This is a genomic window from Flavobacterium sp. 270 (genome assembly GCF_004368785.1).
Lineage (GTDB): Bacteria > Bacteroidota > Bacteroidia > Flavobacteriales > Flavobacteriaceae > Flavobacterium.
Genome location: NZ_SODM01000002.1, coordinates 102,638 through 119,350, shown reverse-complemented (window position 1 = coordinate 119,350; position 16,713 = coordinate 102,638). Strand labels below are relative to the sequence as shown.

General features: G+C 35.1%; 11 protein-coding genes. 3 read left to right on the top strand and 8 right to left on the bottom strand.

All coding sequences use genetic code 11. The features are described from left to right. The first annotated feature begins 11 nt into the window (after nucleotides 1-11). Complete coding sequence (locus tag EV144_RS07875) at nucleotides 12-1,256, top strand: glycosyltransferase (RefSeq protein WP_134147768.1); 1,245 nt, start codon at nucleotides 12-14, stop codon at nucleotides 1,254-1,256. On the opposite strand, the gene EV144_RS07870 is transcribed toward EV144_RS07875, so the two are convergent. The 8 genes from EV144_RS07870 to porU all read right to left on the bottom strand — a co-directional run bounded on the left by EV144_RS07870 (nucleotide 1,253) and on the right by porU (nucleotide 13,400). Continuing rightward, complete coding sequence (locus EV144_RS07870; protein WP_134147766.1) at nucleotides 1,253-2,128, bottom strand: helix-turn-helix domain-containing protein; 876 nt, start codon at nucleotides 2,126-2,128, stop codon at nucleotides 1,253-1,255. The two genes, EV144_RS07875 and EV144_RS07870, sit on opposite strands and share 4 nt — an antisense overlap. An 85-nt stretch (nucleotides 2,129-2,213) precedes the next feature. After that, nucleotides 2,214-2,753: a carboxymuconolactone decarboxylase family protein gene (locus EV144_RS07865; protein ID WP_134147764.1), complete on the bottom strand. Its 540-nt coding sequence runs from the start codon at nucleotides 2,751-2,753 to the stop codon at nucleotides 2,214-2,216. 197 nt (nucleotides 2,754-2,950) lie between these two features. Beyond that, nucleotides 2,951-4,810 carry a hydrolase/aminopeptidase gene (locus tag EV144_RS07860; RefSeq protein ID WP_134147762.1) on the bottom strand — a complete coding sequence of 620 codons (1,860 nt, stop codon included), beginning with the start codon at nucleotides 4,808-4,810 and terminating at the stop codon, nucleotides 2,951-2,953. A gap of 109 nt (nucleotides 4,811-4,919) precedes the next feature. Further along, entirely contained in the window at nucleotides 4,920-6,593 is a 1,674-nt protein-coding gene (locus EV144_RS07855) for a pyruvate dehydrogenase complex dihydrolipoamide acetyltransferase (protein WP_134147760.1), read from the bottom strand. 4 nt (nucleotides 6,594-6,597) lie between these two features. After that, nucleotides 6,598-7,596, bottom strand: a complete 999-nt coding sequence (gene pdhA, locus EV144_RS07850; RefSeq protein WP_134147759.1) for a pyruvate dehydrogenase (acetyl-transferring) E1 component subunit alpha — start codon at nucleotides 7,594-7,596, stop codon at nucleotides 6,598-6,600. A gap of 156 nt (nucleotides 7,597-7,752) precedes the next feature. Further along, on the bottom strand, nucleotides 7,753-8,235 hold the full coding sequence (gene cdd, locus EV144_RS07845) for a cytidine deaminase (RefSeq protein ID WP_134147757.1): 483 nt from the start codon (nucleotides 8,233-8,235) through the stop codon (nucleotides 7,753-7,755). Nucleotides 8,236-8,313: 78 nt separating this feature from the next. Beyond that, nucleotides 8,314-9,519, bottom strand: a complete 1,206-nt coding sequence (gene porV, locus EV144_RS07840) for a type IX secretion system outer membrane channel protein PorV (protein WP_134147755.1) — start codon at nucleotides 9,517-9,519, stop codon at nucleotides 8,314-8,316. A gap of 44 nt (nucleotides 9,520-9,563) precedes the next feature. After that, a complete protein-coding gene (gene porU / locus EV144_RS07835; protein WP_134147753.1) occupies nucleotides 9,564-13,400 on the bottom strand; it encodes a type IX secretion system sortase PorU in 3,837 nt (1,278 codons plus the stop codon). A 214-nt stretch (nucleotides 13,401-13,614) separates the two neighbouring features. Between porU and gldJ the strand changes: the two genes are divergently transcribed. Beyond that, nucleotides 13,615-15,300 carry a gliding motility lipoprotein GldJ gene (gldJ, locus tag EV144_RS07830; RefSeq protein WP_134147751.1) on the top strand — a complete coding sequence of 562 codons (1,686 nt, stop codon included), beginning with the start codon at nucleotides 13,615-13,617 and terminating at the stop codon, nucleotides 15,298-15,300. 118 nt (nucleotides 15,301-15,418) lie between these two features. Next, nucleotides 15,419-16,705 (top strand): UDP-N-acetylmuramoyl-tripeptide--D-alanyl-D-alanine ligase, encoded by a 1,287-nt coding sequence (locus tag EV144_RS07825; RefSeq protein ID WP_134147749.1) that lies wholly within the window; start codon nucleotides 15,419-15,421, stop codon nucleotides 16,703-16,705. The last annotated feature ends 8 nt before the right edge of the window (nucleotides 16,706-16,713 follow it).

Below are 16,713 nucleotides of genomic sequence, written 5' to 3'. Positions count from 1 at the left end.
AAGATTTTACAATGAATCCAACAAAAAAACTTCTAATTATTGGTTTTGTCTGGCCCGAACCAAATTCGTCTGCGGCTGGCGGCAGAATGATGCAGTTGATTTCTATCTTTAAGGAAAATAATTTTGAAATTACTTTTGCAAGTCCGGCTTTAGACAGTGATTTTATGGTTGATTTATCTGCTTTTGGAGTAGAAAAAAAAGCCATAGAATTGAATAATTCTAGTTTTGATGATTTTGTAATCGAATTAAATCCTGATGTAGTTTTGTTTGATCGTTTTATGATCGAAGAACAGTTTGGATGGCGCGTTTCTGAAAAATGCCCAAAAGCAATTCGATTATTAGATACTGAAGATTTACATTGTTTAAGAACAGCAAGGCAAAAAGCTTTTAAGGAAAACAGAACTTTTGAGTTTACTGATTTATTGTCTGAAGAAGTGGCTAAACGCGAAATTGCCAGTATTTTGAGATGCGATTTGTCTCTGATAATTTCAGAATTTGAAATGAAAATTTTGAATGATGTTTTTAAAATTGATTCGAAACTGCTTTTTTATCTTCCTTTTTTAGTAGAAGAAATGAGTGAAAGTGATCTTTTGAACTTACCCTTATTTGAAGAACGAGAGCATTTTGTTTTCATCGGAAATTTTCTTCATGAACCTAATTGGAATACCGTTCAGCATCTTAAAGAAACGATTTGGCCTTTGATCAGAAATGAATTTCCAGAAGCTGTTTTAGAAGTTTATGGCGCTTATCCGTCACAAAAAGTCTTGCAATTGCATCAGCCTAAAAATGGGTTGTTTATAAAAGGAAGAGCTGCAGATGCTAATGAAATTGTAAAAAAAGCAAGAGTAGTTTTGGCGCCAATTCGGTTTGGAGCAGGTTTAAAAGGAAAACTTTTAGAAGCAATGCAATGTGGCACGCCAAGTGTAACGACAGAAGTAGGAGCAGAAGCAATGCATGCCAATTTACCGTGGAATGGTTTTATTTCTAATGATATTGAACATTTTGCTAAACAGGCAATTGCATTATATCAGGATGAGAAGTTGTGGAAAGAATCTCAAAAAAATGGAATTGCCATTATAAATAAATGTTACCAAAAAAAAGGATTTGGAGCTGCATTAATAGATGAAGTAAGCACATTAATGACTGATTCTGAAAATCATCGTCTGCATAATTTTATGGGAAGTTTATTGCAGCATCATACCTTAAAAAGCACAAAATACATGGCGAAATGGATTGAAGCTAAGAATAAAAATTAAGCCATTTTTCCGAATCCTACCGTTTCACGATACAGTTGTGGCGAAACATCAGCATTCGTTTTAAAGAATCGGCTGAAATAATGTTCATCATCGTAACCTAATTCGTAAGCAATTTCTTTTACCGTTTTGTTCGTCATGTATAATTCTCTTTTTGCTTCAATAATAATTCTTTCGGCAATAAGGTCTGTAAGTGTTTTATTGAAATAATTCTTGGATAATTTGGCTAAAGCTTTTGGCGAAATATTTAGCATTTCGGCATAATTTCCGGCAGAATGTTTGGTTTTAAAATGATCTTCAATAGCATCTTTTAAGTTTTGAAGAATAAATGGTTCTTTAGAATCCGGTGTAGATTTTAATTGTTCCAATTGTTCTGTTTTTAATCGCGAAGCTGTGATTAAAAATATCTTTAGATATGAAATCAGCAATTCATATTGTGCCAATTCTGCATTTTGTATTTCGGCTTTCATCTGATCTATAACCATCTGAAAAGTAAATTTTGCCTGATCTGTGATTTTGGTAAATGGTGGCTGATACACATTATTGAATAAAACGCCATTGCAGGAAACTTCTTTTTGATGCATGTGTATGCAATAAAAATCAGGATGAAAATGTATTGCAATTCCTTGAATATCTTCCTGTGTGCAAATCATAAACGGCTGATACGGAGAAAAGGCGAGGAGTGAGTCTTCTTCAAAATGATGTTCTGCAAAATCTGCTTTTACTTTGCCTTTTCCTTTAGTAACCCAAATTAAAGAAAAATAATTATTACGCTGTATATGGTCAAAATGGCTATTGTCATCAAACGAAAGCAGTTTGAATGCCAGATTACCGCTTTGAGGATTTGTTAAAGTAAAAACATTTTGATTGTTCATAATCTCGAATTGTTTTGTAAAGATAAAGATAGTTACGAAATGAATCATAACTATCTTTAGTCTAAGTTGTGTTGTGGTTTTGTAATTATAGACTTGCTACTGCTGGAAAATCAATTTCTGTATTTGCAGTATTATTAAAGTAGTTTGTAAGTACATTTAAAGCTACGTGTGCTACAGTTTCAGCCAATTCTGCATCAGAAACTCCTGCATTTTTTATTGCTGCAACATCCTGATCGTTTACCAAACCATTTTTGCTGATCAAAGTTTTAGCAAATTGTAAAATTGCCTGCGTTTTTTCATCTGCAGCATTTCCTGTTCTTGCACTTTTTAAAACTTCTGGATCTGCTTTTAATAATTTTTCTCCAATAAAAGTGTGAGCGGCAACACAGTAATCACAAGAGTTTTCTTCTGAAACTGCTAAAGCTAAAAGTTCACCAGTTTTTGCGCTTAATTTTCCGTGGCTCAAAGCGCCGCTCAAATTTAAATAACCTTCTAATACCGCTGGAGAATTTCCCATTGTTCTCATCATGTTCGGAACTGTTCCTAATTTTGCTTGTACGGCATTGAATAAATCTTTTGTTTTTCCTGTTACTTCTTCTGGGTTTAATGCTGTTAATCGTGTCATTTTATTTAATTTTTAATGTTATAATTATTGTTTATTATTTGTTGTCTTTTGACATTACAAAGATGCGACGATGCCAGATTTTAGAACATGGAGAATTTACGCTATGTGGTGGACAATTTTCCCTGCCATGTTTTTTGCATAAAAAAAGTCCCGATTTCCTAGTGAAATCGGGACTTTCGTATCAATTAAGAATTTATTTATTTTAATAAGCCTTCAACAGCTTGTACTGTTGTAGCATGATAACCAGATTTTGCCTTATCAAAAATCTGTTTTGCCCAGGTTTTTCCTTCTGGTGTTTTTACCAGTTCTTTATATAATGTCATTAAAGATCCGGTTCTGCTTGTTGCAATCATAAATTGCTCAATTGCAGGATATGCCGGTTTGTATTGATGACGAATTGCCTGTACAAACCATTGTCTTTTAATTACAAAATTTCCTCCTTTAGTAAAATTAAATTCTGCATCAATGCTTTCTATTTCTTTAGTTGTAATATCTGCAGGAAGGTAATCTATAAAGTGTTGTTTTTCTGTAGTTGATTTTATTTTTTGACTTAATCCTTTAACTCCAGTTGTTCTCCAGCTTTTTTGAATGGCATCTATAGCAGCAAAATCTTCAGAAACAGATGGAATTATGTTGGATGGAACGCCTGGTTTGTAAATCCAATCCTCAACTTTTATTTTGTCAGCCAGCGCTTTATCATCTTTAATAAGATTTTCATTTAGATATTTTACAAAATCTTCTGTAGTGATTGATTTAAAAGCATGAGCATCAAAATAGTTTTTAATGAACGGATCAAATTTAGCGCGTCCAACAGCATTTTCTATTACTTTCAAGAAGTTGTAACCTTTTACATAAGGAATCTGGCTGATTCCGTCATCTGGATTTCTGTTGGTTAATGAAACTTTAAGACGCGTATCTGGATTTGTGCTTCCGTATTCTGCGATATTGTCGTCAAGATCTTTGCGGGTTAAAACATCTTGCATTGCAGCTTCTTTTTTACCGAAAATTTCTTCGCCAATTCTGTGTTCTACATAAGTAGTAAAACCTTCATTTAACCAAATATCATCCCAAGTTGCGTTGGTAACTAGATTTCCGCTCCAGCTGTGTCCTAATTCATGTGCTAATAAACTGGTTAGCGAACGATCTCCGGCAATAACGCCCGGTGTTAAAAAGGTTAAGTTTGGATTTTCCATTCCGCCGTAAGGAAAACTTGGCGGTAAAACCAAAACATCATAACGTCCCCAACGGTAAGGACCGTAAAGTTTTTCGGCAGCAACTACCATTTTTCCTAAATCAGCAAATTCCCATGCAGCGCTTTTTAAAACAGATGGTTCTGCATAAACTCCAGTTCTATTATCGATAGATTTAAAAGCAATATCTCCAACAGCAATTGCCATTAAATAAGAAGGAATTGCTTTGTCTTGTTTAAAAGTATAAACTCCTGTATCGTTTTTCGTCTGAGGATTTACAGCACTCATTACGGCCATTAAATCTTTAGGAACGGTAACTTTTGCATTATACGTAAAACGAATTCCCGGAGAATCCTGACACGGAATCCAGGTGCGTGACCAAATGCTTTCTCCCTGAGAAAAAACGAAAGGTTTCTTTTTGTCTGCTGTTTGTGCTGGATTTAACCATTGCAAAGCTACTGCATCTTTGCTTGTACTGTAATAAATATTAACTTTTGTGGTATTTGGTTCTATGGTAATATGAAGTGGTTTTCCGTGAAATTCAACTTCCTTTCCAAGTTCAAATTTGGTTTCTTTTTCTTCATCACCCAAAGTTACTTTTGTAATAGTAAGCGTGTTTTCGTCAAAGATAATTTCGTTTCCTTTGCTGGTATTGTCAATCTGCCAAGAAGCTTTTCCGGAAATTGTTTGTGTGTCAAAATCAACTTTAATATCAAGATCTAAATGTTTTACAATGGCTAAATCTGGTTTAGAGAACGTGTGTTCGTCATTTACAGCTGTCGTTGTTTTATCCGTTTCTTTGGTGGTTTCTTTCTTCTGACACGCCAGAGCTGTCAAAAATAAAGCGAAGAGAAATATTTTTTTCATATTGCTAAAAATTGAATTAAAGCAACTAAATTAAATAAAAAATCCCGTTTTGAAAGTTCAAAACGGGATTTTAATATAAATAATCTTAAGTTTTACTTAGACTGGCGAATTATGCCAACATTGTAACTGGACTTTCGATGTATTGTTTTAATGTTTGTAAAAATTGAGCTCCAGTAGCACCATCAATTGTTCTGTGGTCACAAGCTAATGATAACATCATTGTGTTTCCTACTACAATCTGACCGTTTTTAACAACTGGTTTTTCTACAATTGCACCTACAGAAAGGATAGCAGAGTTTGGCTGATTGATAATTGAATTGAATTCAGTAATACCAAACATTCCAAGGTTAGATACTGTAAAAGTACTTCCTTCCATTTCTTGTGGTCCAAGTTTTTTGTTTTTAGCTCTTCCGGCAAGATCTCTTACAGAAGTACCAATTTGAGATAAACTCATAGCGTCTGTAAATTTCAATACAGGAACTACTAATCCGTCTTCAACAGCAACAGCAACTCCAATATTAACGTGGTGGTTGATGATAATTGCATCTTCTTTCCACTGAGAGTTGATTTTTGGATGTTTTTTCAATGCTAATGCACAAGCTTTGATCACCATATCGTTAAAAGATACTTTTGTATCTGGAACTGTGTTGATTGTAGCTCTTGCGCCCATTGCTTCGTCCATACTTACTTCGATCACTAGGTTGTAGTGAGGTGCTGTAAATAAAGATTCAGCCAAACGTTTAGCAATAATTTTACGCATTTGAGAATTTTTGATCTCTTCTGTGAAAACTTCACCAGCAGGAACAAATACTTTTGGTGCAGCAGGTGCAGCAGTTTCTTGTGCTTTTGCTGCAGGAGCAGTAGCGTTAGAAGATGGTGCAGCTTGTGTAGAAGGAGTAAAGTTTTCGATATCGCTTTTTACGATACGTCCGTTTTCTCCAGAACCTTTAACCTGAGATAATTGAATTCCTTTGTCAGAAGCGATTTTCTTTGCCAATGGCGAAGCTAAAACTCTTCCGTTTGAAGAATCAGCAACTGTTTCTGTCGCGCTTTCGGCAGCAGGAGCAGCTTTTGTTTCTTCAGCAACAGGAGCACTTGTAGTTGAAGCACCTCCAGCAGTATAATTTTCAGCAATTCCAGAAATATCAGTTCCTGCAGGCCCAATGATCGCTAATAAGCTGTCAACAGGAGCTGTGTTTCCTTCTTGAATTCCAATGTATAATAAAGTTCCTTCGTTGAATGACTCAAACTCCATAGTAGCTTTGTCAGTCTCGATTTCAGCTAAGATGTCACCTTCAGCAACAGCATCACCTACTTTTTTCAACCAGGTTGCTACCGTTCCTTCTGTCATTGTATCACTCAAACGTGGCATAGTAACTACTACAACACCTTTAGGTAATGCACTTGCAGCTTTTGCAGGAGCAGCTTCTGTTTTTGTTTCAGCAGCAGGAGTACTTTCTGATTTTGCTTCAGCTTTTGGTTCCGAAGCTTCGGAACTAGCAGCAGGAGCATCACCACCAGCTAAAAGAGCAGAAATATCTTCTCCTTCGTTACCGATGATGGCTAATAATGAATCAACAGGAGCAGTTTCTCCAGCTTGAATTCCGATATGTAAAAGAGTTCCTTCGTTAAAAGATTCGAACTCCATTGTTGCTTTGTCTGTTTCAATTTCAGCTAAGATATCTCCTTCGCTAATTTTGTCGCCTACTTTTTTAAGCCAAGTCGCTACCGTTCCTTCCGTCATAGTATCGCTCAAACGAGGCATTGTTACTTTAATCGCCATGATGTTATAGTTTATGAGGTGTAAATGGATAGTCTTCTTGTGCGTATACTACATCGTATAATTGTTGTAATTCTGGATATGGAGATTCTTCAGCAAATTTCACACATTCTTCAACCAAATCTTTAACTCTTTGGTCAATTACTTCAATTTCTTCTTCTGTCGCATATTTTTGATCCATAATTACATCTAAAACCTGAGTAATAGGGTCAATTTTTTTGTATTCTTCTACCTCTTCTTTAGAACGGTATAATTGTGCATCAGACATAGAGTGTCCTCTGTAACGGTACGTTTTCATTTCTAAGAAAGTTGGTCCGTCGCCACGACGCGCTCTTTCGATAGCCTCTGTCATCGCTTCAGCAACTTTAACAGGATTCATTCCATCAACAGGTCCGCAAGGCATTTCGTATCCTAAACCAAGTTTCCAGATATCAGTATGGTTTGCGGTTCTTTCTACAGAAGTTCCCATTGCATAACCGTTATTTTCAACGATAAATACAACTGGTAATTTCCATAACATAGCCATGTTGAAAGCTTCGTGAAGAGAACCTTGTCTAGCAGCACCATCACCAAAATAAGTCATAGTAACACCGCCAGTTTCAAAATATTTATCAGCAAAAGCTAAACCAGCTCCTACAGGAATTTGTCCACCAACAATTCCGTGACCTCCGTAAAAACGGTGTTCTTTAGAGAAAATGTGCATAGAACCTCCCATACCTTTAGAAGTTCCTGTTGCTTTTCCTAAAAGTTCAGCCATTACTCGTCTAGGATCAACTCCCATACCAATTGGCTGCACGTGATTTCTGTAAGCAGTAATCATTTTGTCTTTAGTCAAGTCCATAGCATGCAAAGCGCCTGCTAATACAGCTTCCTGACCATTATATAAGTGTAGAAAACCTCTAACTTTTTGTTGAATGTATAATGCTGCAAGTTTGTCCTCAAACTTTCTCCAAAGCAGCATGTCTTCGTACCACTTTAAATATACCTCTTTTGTAACTTCTTTCATTTGAATTCTTTCTTTTGCTAAAGTTGTTGTGTTATCAATTGTTGCCTTAAACGCAAAATAGTCTCCTCCCACAAATTTGCGCCCGAAAGGTCGGGATGCAAAAATAAGACATTCCTATTAAGAACTAAAATTTAAAAGGGACTTTTTGGCTTTTTTTTACAAGAACTTTTTATCAAACATAAAAGGAAGCAGATTTTTAAGGGATGCCGATTTATAAACTTCACCAATTTCGCCCATAAAATAGATTTCTATAGGGGTCTCCTGCCTGATTTCGTATTCTGCGATTGATTGTCTGCAAGAACCGCAAGGAGGAATTGGAGCTGTTGTTTGGTTGGTGTCTGAAGCAGCAGTAATAGCCATTTTTAAGATTTTAGCTTCAGGATAAGTGCTTCCAGCATAAAAAATAGCGGTTCTTTCTGCACATAATCCCGACGGATACGCGGCATTTTCCTGATTTGACCCCAAAATTATTTTTCCGTTGTCTAAAAGTAATGCTGCTCCAACTCTAAATTGCGAATAAGGTGCATAAGCTTTTTTGCGAACTTCAACAGCTTGGTTCATTAAATCCTGAATTTCTTTTGAAAGCTCATCTAAGCTGTCGTAAACTATAAATGATGATGTAATGCTTATTTCTTTCATTTGTTTTTATGGGAAAAAAAATCCAAATTTCTAAAATATAGAAATTTGGATTTGTTATTGCTTTTTTATTTTTACTCTTTAATAGGTTTCGTATTTGTCTCCAAAGTTAAAGGTTAAAGAAAAACGAAGTGTATTTTCTAAAGGATTTTTAACTTTTGATGCTGAAAATAAATAAGAAACATCAACTTTTATGATATTGTACTTGAAACCGGCTCCTAAAGAGAAGAATTTTCTAGCTCCTTTTTCCGGGCTTTCATGAAAATATCCTAATCGCATTGCAAAAGAATCCTGATACATATATTCTGCAGCAACACTATACGTAACTTCTTTTAGTTCTTCGCTAAAGCCGCCCGGAGCATCTCCAAAAGATTTAAAAATTCCAGAAACCCAGCCAATGTCGTTGTAGTTTTTATAATTAATATCGTTTGCTTCTTGTTGTGTAATGTCTTCAGGATCGTTAAAATCACCATCTCCATTTCCATCAACTGGCGTTCCAAGTCCTGGAGGTGTTGGCACAAGAAGTTTTGTAAGTTCTGCACTAACGGCAACTTTGTTATAATCATCTAGAATAAAGTCAAAACCACCACCCAATCTTAAGTTAGCTGGTATAAAGTTCGAACTAATATCGTCGTTATCATAACTTATTTTTGGTCCCAAATTCTGTAGATTGATACCAGCTCTCCATCTTCCGTTAAAATCGCTATAGGCAATTTCTTCAGATTGATAAAATGCGGCAATGTCTACAGCAAATGTACGCGCAGCTTTTGCGTCAACAGTTTCTGAGGCAACTTTAAGATTAGAGTTGATAAACCTTGCAGCAACTGCCATAGAGAATTCTTCACTAAGTTTTAGTGAGTACGATCCGTCTAAGGCAAATTCGTTTGGGGTTACTTCTCTAACAGCTTCGTTTGGGTCGCCAGTTTGTCTTAGTTCAATTCCTCCAAAACCAAAATAACGAAAACTTGTCGCAAACGCGCTTCGCTCATTAATTTTGTTGTAGTAAGTTAATTGTCCAAGTGAGATGTCATTTGCTAAATCTGTCAGATACGGAGTGTAACTGATAGAAAGGCCTTGTTTGTCTTCTGAAAAAGCATACTTTGCCGGATTCCATTGTTGAGAGAAAACGTCAGCAGAAGTTGCGACACCTTGATCGCCTAAACCGGCTGCTCTAGCGTCTGCTGCAACTAATAAGAAAGGAACTCCAGTAGTTATGGGTTGTGCTTCTTGGGCTTTTACAAATGTGATAGTTAAAAAACAGATTAATAGGAGTGATATTTTTTTCATTTAGGAGGTTAAATAGATTTTCGGTAATGCAAATATATATATTTTTATAGAATGACAAGTTTTTCGTACTTTTCTGCTTTTTTATTTGTTAAATTCGATTTAACAGTAAGTTTATAAATATAAACACCTTTTCCAATTCGGTCGCCAAAATCATCTTTCCCGTCCCAGGTAATTTCTCGGGATAAAAAACCTTCGGTCGTAATAATTTGATTTTTTGTCCAGACAACCTTTCCAGTAATCGTCATAACCTGTACCTGAACATCTAAAGGTTCATAAGGTCTGTTATGAGAAAACCAGAACTGCGTATATGTAGAAAAAGGATTTGGATAATTAAGAACGTGGGTTAATGTTAATGATTCGTCGCCCACAACTGTAAATTGGATCTCGCTTGTTACCGGATTATTGTAAACATCCCACGCTGTAAAGCTTATGGTGTGTAATCCCGGAGCAAGATTTCTTAGTGGGAAACGTAAATTTCCATTAGTATAATCGTCCAGTTTTGTCTGATAATAATCATTCAAAATGTACGGATTACTTACGTCTCCATCTAAAATGGCAATAATATCATGTCCGATGCCGCTTGCCGTATTGATCCCATTTTCATCTTCAAGAAACGCTAAAAGAAAAGGCGATTCGTTTGTAATTCCTCCAGATACAAAAGTTTCATCGTTCATATATAACTTAACTTTCGGACTTATATTGTCCTGAGGTGCATTTTCGTTTATTCCTCCTATTTTAATAGCGCTGCTGTAGCCTGATTGGTTTTCTAATATTTGATTTTTCTTCGAATAAAAACTAATTCTGCCGTTATCAACTGGAATTCGGATATCACGCGGTACAACAAAGCTAAATTCAAACTGTCCATTGGTTACAGAAGCATTTCCTCTAAAGATAGTTTCTCCAAGAGTTTTAAATTGCATTGCAGGACTATATCCATCATTATTTAAGGTAGAAGAAGTAATTATTTTGTCGAAAATCGCTGTAGACAATTCCCCATTGTAATTGCTTAAAAGAATATTGTTTTCATCTGTAATTTCACCGGAGATTTTAATTTTTGCTAATGATTTTAAATCAGGAATCGGCTGCGAAATCACAATATCATTTACTTTTGTTAAATTAATTCGAGGTTTTGGAATCGCTAACATCAAAGCAGGATCTCCAATATAAAAAATAACATTACTGGAAGAACTTGGATTTTCATTTTTAGAAATTCGAAGCGCTTCTGCAATTGTAGTGTAGGTATTAGAATTGTATGAAAGTAAATTTTTACTCAAATTGTCATTAAAATTCTCTGCATTAAACTGTCCGATAGCACGAATGGTGGTTAACATTGAAATAGCGCCACCTTTTGGATTCCAAAACGTATATTCTCCAGCTGTAGGTCTTGTTGGGTCATCAAAACGAGAAAACTCACAAGTAATCGTAATAAATAAAGGATACTTATATTGATTGTTTAAATTTTGACCATCGGATTTCTCCCAAATTCTTTCGCTAGACAAACCATCTTCACCGCCATGTCCTAAATAATTAAACACTAAAGCTCCTTTTTCAAAAGCATTAAAAAAATCAGTTCTGGCTTTTGGATATCTTGATCCTCCTGCGGAAGCTTCCTGAGTATAAGAATCCAAAATGATTTTATCAATATTAAAAAAAGGTTTTGCAGTTCCTATCACATCCGCTAAAGCATTCTGGCGGGATTGTAATGAAGCATCAGAACTTTGGTCTGAATCATCACTTATTAAAACAAAATTGTTTCTCCAGTTTCCATAAGATTTAGCATCATGATATTCTAAAACTTTATTGACCATTTCTCCGGCCTGCGCATTATCTGAAACTAACATTCTGCCTACGGCAATGTCGATACCTCCAAAAAACGAAATTACATTTCCTTCATCGGCATCCATTAAACCATAAAAATCATCGGATGCAAAAGAAGATTCTCCAACCGTATTACTATTTAAGGAGTGATAAATTGGAACAATATTGGTATTGTTAGAAATCCGATCTTTATAATCGAAAGATGCATCTCCGAATAAATTAAGGTATTTTATTCTTTTTTCTGATGAAGAAGCATTGTCGTAAACGTATTTCACGCAGTTTCTAATAGCGGCAATATCTTGTTTTCCCGATGAAAATTCCTGATAGATGCTTTCTAGTGAAATTACTTTTACATTTAAATTAGAATAACTTCTATGAAAAGCGGCCAATTTCTCGGCTTGTGAAACTAAATTTTTTGGAGCTACAATAATATAATCAACATCCTGAAAACTGTTTTGAGCGTTTTTTAAAAGTGTTCCTTTTAAGTTTTGATTGGCAATTTTAGATTGATTTTCCTTTAACGGCGTATAATAATCTGCAGGATCAATGGTAATATATTTTCTGATTTCGCCTAACGAAGCCTTAAAGCTAAAAGAAGCCAGATTGGTGTTTTCTATTTTGGATACATTATATAGGTCTGTAATATCCCAAATTTGCGAAATAGCAGCGGCGTTTGTAATCGTATAATTGGCAATTCCTGTAGTGGCTCCAGCAGCATCGTATTGAAATTTAAACTGTTTTCCTGTGCCGATAAGTTTTCTTTTTGCTATAAGATTGATGTAATCCAGATAGCCTTTTGATCCCGGGACACCATTATTATTATAGGTAAGTTTAATTTTTACAGTTTCAGCGCCAGTAAATGTGGTGTTTGAAGGAAGTTTTCCGGGATAATATTTAATGTCGGAACTCGAAACCAAAGCAGTGAAATTAATATTCCCGATAGCTTGTCCGTTAGCGGCAACTGCGAAAGAAGTAGGAGTGAAGGCAGCAGAAGCGGCGCTTAACTCAATTTTTACAGGAACTGTGGTGTCTATGTTAGGGAAATTAAAAGTAAATTCCTGATCCTGATTCACATCAAACGATTCACCAAGCCATTGACGTCCTAAATGAGCAATATTTGTTAAGTCAACTTCGTGAAATTGATAGTCATCAAACGTGTTCAGCTCCAAAGTGCTGCTTCCTGTTGGCTGATTAATGTTTGAAATTCGTTTTCCAATACCTCCGGCAGTCGTAATATAATAGTATGATTTTGTATCGAATAAATTTAAATTAGTCTGGCTTTCTGTATTCCAGTTTTCAACACCTTCAGCGTAAAAAAGGATATAATCTTCGTTATTGAAAACGCCGTCACTTTCTCCAGTAATCTGAATGGCATTTTCGGTTAAATCTTCTGGATAATACGCATTATTGGCCAAAGGAAGCATTCGTCCGCCATTACCATAGATTTTTATGGTTCGCGGATCAGCTTTTCCGGCGTCAAAACCTAAACTTTGTAAAAATGCTTTTGAAATTTTATAAACTCCGGATTTTTCAATATAAAAGCGGTACCAGTCGCCAGAAGCCAAAACAGAATTGTAAACGGTAGCTGACTTTTGAAATGAAGAAGCGTTGTTACTTTTTGATGTTGAGTTGTTTGAAGTGTAAGAGAAAGATTTAATTCTTTTAAAACTGTTTCCGCTCTTTATAATAGGAGAAAGCGACAAGAATGATTGTTTTTTATCTCTTGAAGAGACGGTTTTGAGTGATTCGTTTGGTTTTTCGGGTAGGTTTGCAACGGCTAAATCTCCCAAATCAGCAGCTGAAATTGATTCGTAAATTACGTCTGTAATTTGTATGGAACTGCCTCCTGAATAGCCGAAATTATCCAGATTTAGGAGCAGCGTTATGCTTTTTTTAGTAATGTCGTACCGAAAACTATTGCCGGTGAAGTACGGAATTGTAGTTTTGAAATCGCCAAAACTCATCTCTTTTTTGTTTTGCCAATCGAGTGTGAAAGCCCCATTTATCTGGGAAAATGAGAGGATTGGAATCAGAAAAAGATATAGGATTAAGGCTTGTTTCATCGGTGCTAAAAACCAAATTTAATTAAAAATATTTTAGTAAGTAAAAATATAGTATTTCATGTTATAGTAAATAATAAAAAGTATATTTTTGCGTTCGTAACTATAGGTTATTTTCTGGTAAAAAAACAGCTAAACAAAATTATTAGAACAGATGTTGCTAATTAAATGTTAATTATTATATTGCAGCACCTAAATTTATCACCTAAGAATGAGTATGAAAGTAAACAAAATTGTAGTCTTGCAATTAATGATGTCAATGGTATTGATGTTGGGCACGGCTAGTTGTAGCAAAAAGTCGAGTTCCTCTCACGCTTCAAGAGCCACTGGTTGGGATGTAGACAGTCAGAATGGAACCGCTGCTAGAAACGCAGGAAAAAAACAACAGGCTGGACCTGGTTTGGTTTTTGTTGAAGGAGGTACGTTTACTATGGGTAAAGTACAAGATGATGTTATGCACGATTGGAATAACACAGCTACCCAACAACACGTTCAATCATTCTATATGGATGAAACTGAGGTTACTAATGGTATGTACTTAGAATACCTAGAGTGGTTAAAGAAAGTTTTCCCTCCAACAGAAGAAAATTACAAAAACATATACGAAGGAGCATCGCCTGATACTCTTGTTTGGAGAAATCGTTTAGGATACAACGAAACGATGACTAATAACTATTTAAGACACCCTTCTTACGCTAACTACCCTGTAGTAGGTGTAAACTGGATTCAAGCAGTTGAATTTAGTAAATGGAGAACTGACCGTGTAAATGAGGCAGTTTTAGAAAAAAGCGGTTATCTTAAAAAAGGAGCTAAAACTAACGATGTAAGTGCTGAAAGTTTATTCAACACAGAAGCTTACCTTGCATCTCCATCTACTACTTACGGTGGAAGTGAAGAGTTAGTATTAAAGAAAAATCCTAGCGGAAGAAGACTAAAAGCAGGTAAAGACGGTACTACACCAGAAGCAAAAAATGTTTACGCACAACGTTCTTCTGGAGTTATTCTTCCAGAATACAGGCTTCCTACTGAAGCAGAATGGGAGTATGCAGCTGCAGCTGATGTTGGACAAAGAGAATATAATATCTATAAAGGACAAAAGAAATACCCTTGGTCTGGAGATTATACTCGCTCTTCAAAACGTAAAAACAAAGGTGATCAATTGGCTAACTTTAAACAAGGAAACGGTGATTACGGTGGAATTGCAGGTTGGTCTGATGATGGTGCAGATATTACAAATGCTGTAAAAAGCTATGCTGCAAATGATTTCGGTCTATACGATATGGCAGGTAACGTTGCAGAATGGGTTGCCGATGTTTACAGACCTATTATTGATAATGAAGCAAATGATTTTAACTACTTTAGAGGAAATCAATATGCTAAAAACAAAATTGGTAAAGACGGTAAACTTGAAATCGTTACTCCTGCTAACATTAAATACGATACATTAAGTAACGGAAAAGTTGTGGCAAGAAACCTTCCAGGTGAAATCGCTCAGGTTCCTGTTGACGAACAAGAAACATATTTGAGACAAAACTTCAGCCAAAGTGATAACATCAACTATAGAGATGGTGATAAACAATCTTCTAGATATTTTGACTTTGGAGATTCTGAATCAGGTCCAAAAGCAGATCAAGCTATGTACAACTCTCCAAAACATAATGTTACAACGGATAGTTTAGGTAAAATGATCAGAAAATATGATAACTCTAGTAAACGTACTACACTTATCGATGATAAAGTAAGAGTTTACAAAGGAGGTTCTTGGAGAGATAGAGCTTACTGGTTAGATCCAGCTCAAAGAAGATACTTCCCTCAAGATATGGCAACTGATTACATTGGTTTCAGATGTGCAATGTCTAGAGTAGGTGCTAAAACTGAAAGAAGAAAATCACCAAGGAATTAAGATTTAGAAATTCCCAATAAAAAAAATTCCAAATTCCAAAAGCTGAATATTCAGTATGGAATTTGGAATTTTTTTATTGTTTTTTTTCTACTTTTATGATCTATTAAAATAAAATTAAATGAATATTCAAGACATTCATAACTTGTTTTTACAATGTAAATCCCTTTCAATTGATACGAGAAAGATTGAGAAGGATTCTATGTTTTTTGCTATTAAAGGAGAGAACTTTGATGCGAATACTTTTGCTAGACAAGCACTTGATTTAGATGCTTTATATGTTATTATTGATAACGCATCTTATTTTATAGATGAAAGAACTGTTTTGGTTCAAAATAGTTTAGAAACGCTTCAGGAACTGGCTAAATTTCATCGTGCTTATTTAAAACTTCCAATTATTGCTTTAACGGGAAGTAACGGAAAAACCACGACAAAGGAACTTATTAATGTTGTTTTGGCTGAAAAATTTAAAACTAAAGCTACGGTTGGAAATTTAAATAACCACATCGGAGTTCCGTTAACTTTGCTTTCTTTTACAAAAGAAACTGAAATTGGTATTGTGGAGATGGGAGCAAACCATCAAAAAGAAATCGAGTTTTTGTGCGAAATCGCGCAACCTGATTTTGGTTATATTACTAATTTCGGAAAAGCACATTTAGAAGGTTTTGGCGGTGTTGAAGGTGTGATAAAAGGTAAAAGTGAAATGTACCAATATCTTTCTAAAAATAATAAAACAGCTTTTGTAAATCTTGAAGATCCAATTCAGATTGAGAAAACAAAAGATATAAAATCATTTACTTTTGGTGTTCAGAAGCAAAATGCTGATGTGAAAATCGAGAAAATTCAAGCAAATCCTTTTGTTGTTGTACAGTACGAAAATTTCACAGTAGATTCTCATTTAATAGGACTTTATAATGCAAATAATATCAATGCAGCAGTTTCTATTGGTCGTTATTTTAAAGTTGAAGACCAAGATATAAAACATGCGATTGAGAATTACATTCCGGCAAACAATAGATCTCAATTGTTGAAAAAAGGATCTAATGAAATTATCTTAGATGCTTACAATGCAAATCCGAGTAGTATGGAAGTGGCAATTGCTAATTTTCTGCAATTGGAAAATCAGAATAAAGTGATGATTCTTGGCGATATGTTTGAGTTAGGAAACGAAAGCCAGCAGGAACATAAAATCATCGTAGAATCGCTATCAAAACAAGATCAATCGATTTGTTATCTGATAGGAAAATCATTTTACGAGAATAAGATTTCTAAAGAGAATATCCAGTTTTTTGAAACTTTTGATGCTTTCGCAGCTTTCTTAAAAACAATTCATTTTAATGATAATACCATTTTAATAAAAGGTTCGAGAGGAATGGCTCTGGAACGAACATTAGAATTTATTTCATAATAAAAAAA

Bases quoted from the DNA above. Each gene is read 5' to 3' on its own strand.
- EV144_RS07875 (WP_134147768.1), top strand. From the start codon at position 12: ATGAATCCAACAAAAAAACTTCTAATTATTGGTTTTGTCTGGCCCGAA.
- EV144_RS07870 (WP_134147766.1), bottom strand. From the start codon at position 2,128: ATGAACAATCAAAATGTTTTTACTTTAACAAATCCTCAAAGCGGTAAT.
- EV144_RS07865 (WP_134147764.1), bottom strand. From the start codon at position 2,753: ATGACACGATTAACAGCATTAAACCCAGAAGAAGTAACAGGAAAAACA.
- EV144_RS07860 (WP_134147762.1), bottom strand. From the start codon at position 4,810: ATGAAAAAAATATTTCTCTTCGCTTTATTTTTGACAGCTCTGGCGTGT.
- EV144_RS07855 (WP_134147760.1), bottom strand. From the start codon at position 6,593: ATGGCGATTAAAGTAACAATGCCTCGTTTGAGCGATACTATGACGGAA.
- pdhA (WP_134147759.1), bottom strand. From the start codon at position 7,596: ATGAAAGAAGTTACAAAAGAGGTATATTTAAAGTGGTACGAAGACATG.
- cdd (WP_134147757.1), bottom strand. From the start codon at position 8,235: ATGAAAGAAATAAGCATTACATCATCATTTATAGTTTACGACAGCTTA.
- porV (WP_134147755.1), bottom strand. From the start codon at position 9,519: ATGAAAAAAATATCACTCCTATTAATCTGTTTTTTAACTATCACATTT.
- porU (WP_134147753.1), bottom strand. From the start codon at position 13,400: ATGAAACAAGCCTTAATCCTATATCTTTTTCTGATTCCAATCCTCTCA.
- gldJ (WP_134147751.1), top strand. From the start codon at position 13,615: ATGAAAGTAAACAAAATTGTAGTCTTGCAATTAATGATGTCAATGGTA.
- EV144_RS07825 (WP_134147749.1), top strand. From the start codon at position 15,419: ATGAATATTCAAGACATTCATAACTTGTTTTTACAATGTAAATCCCTT.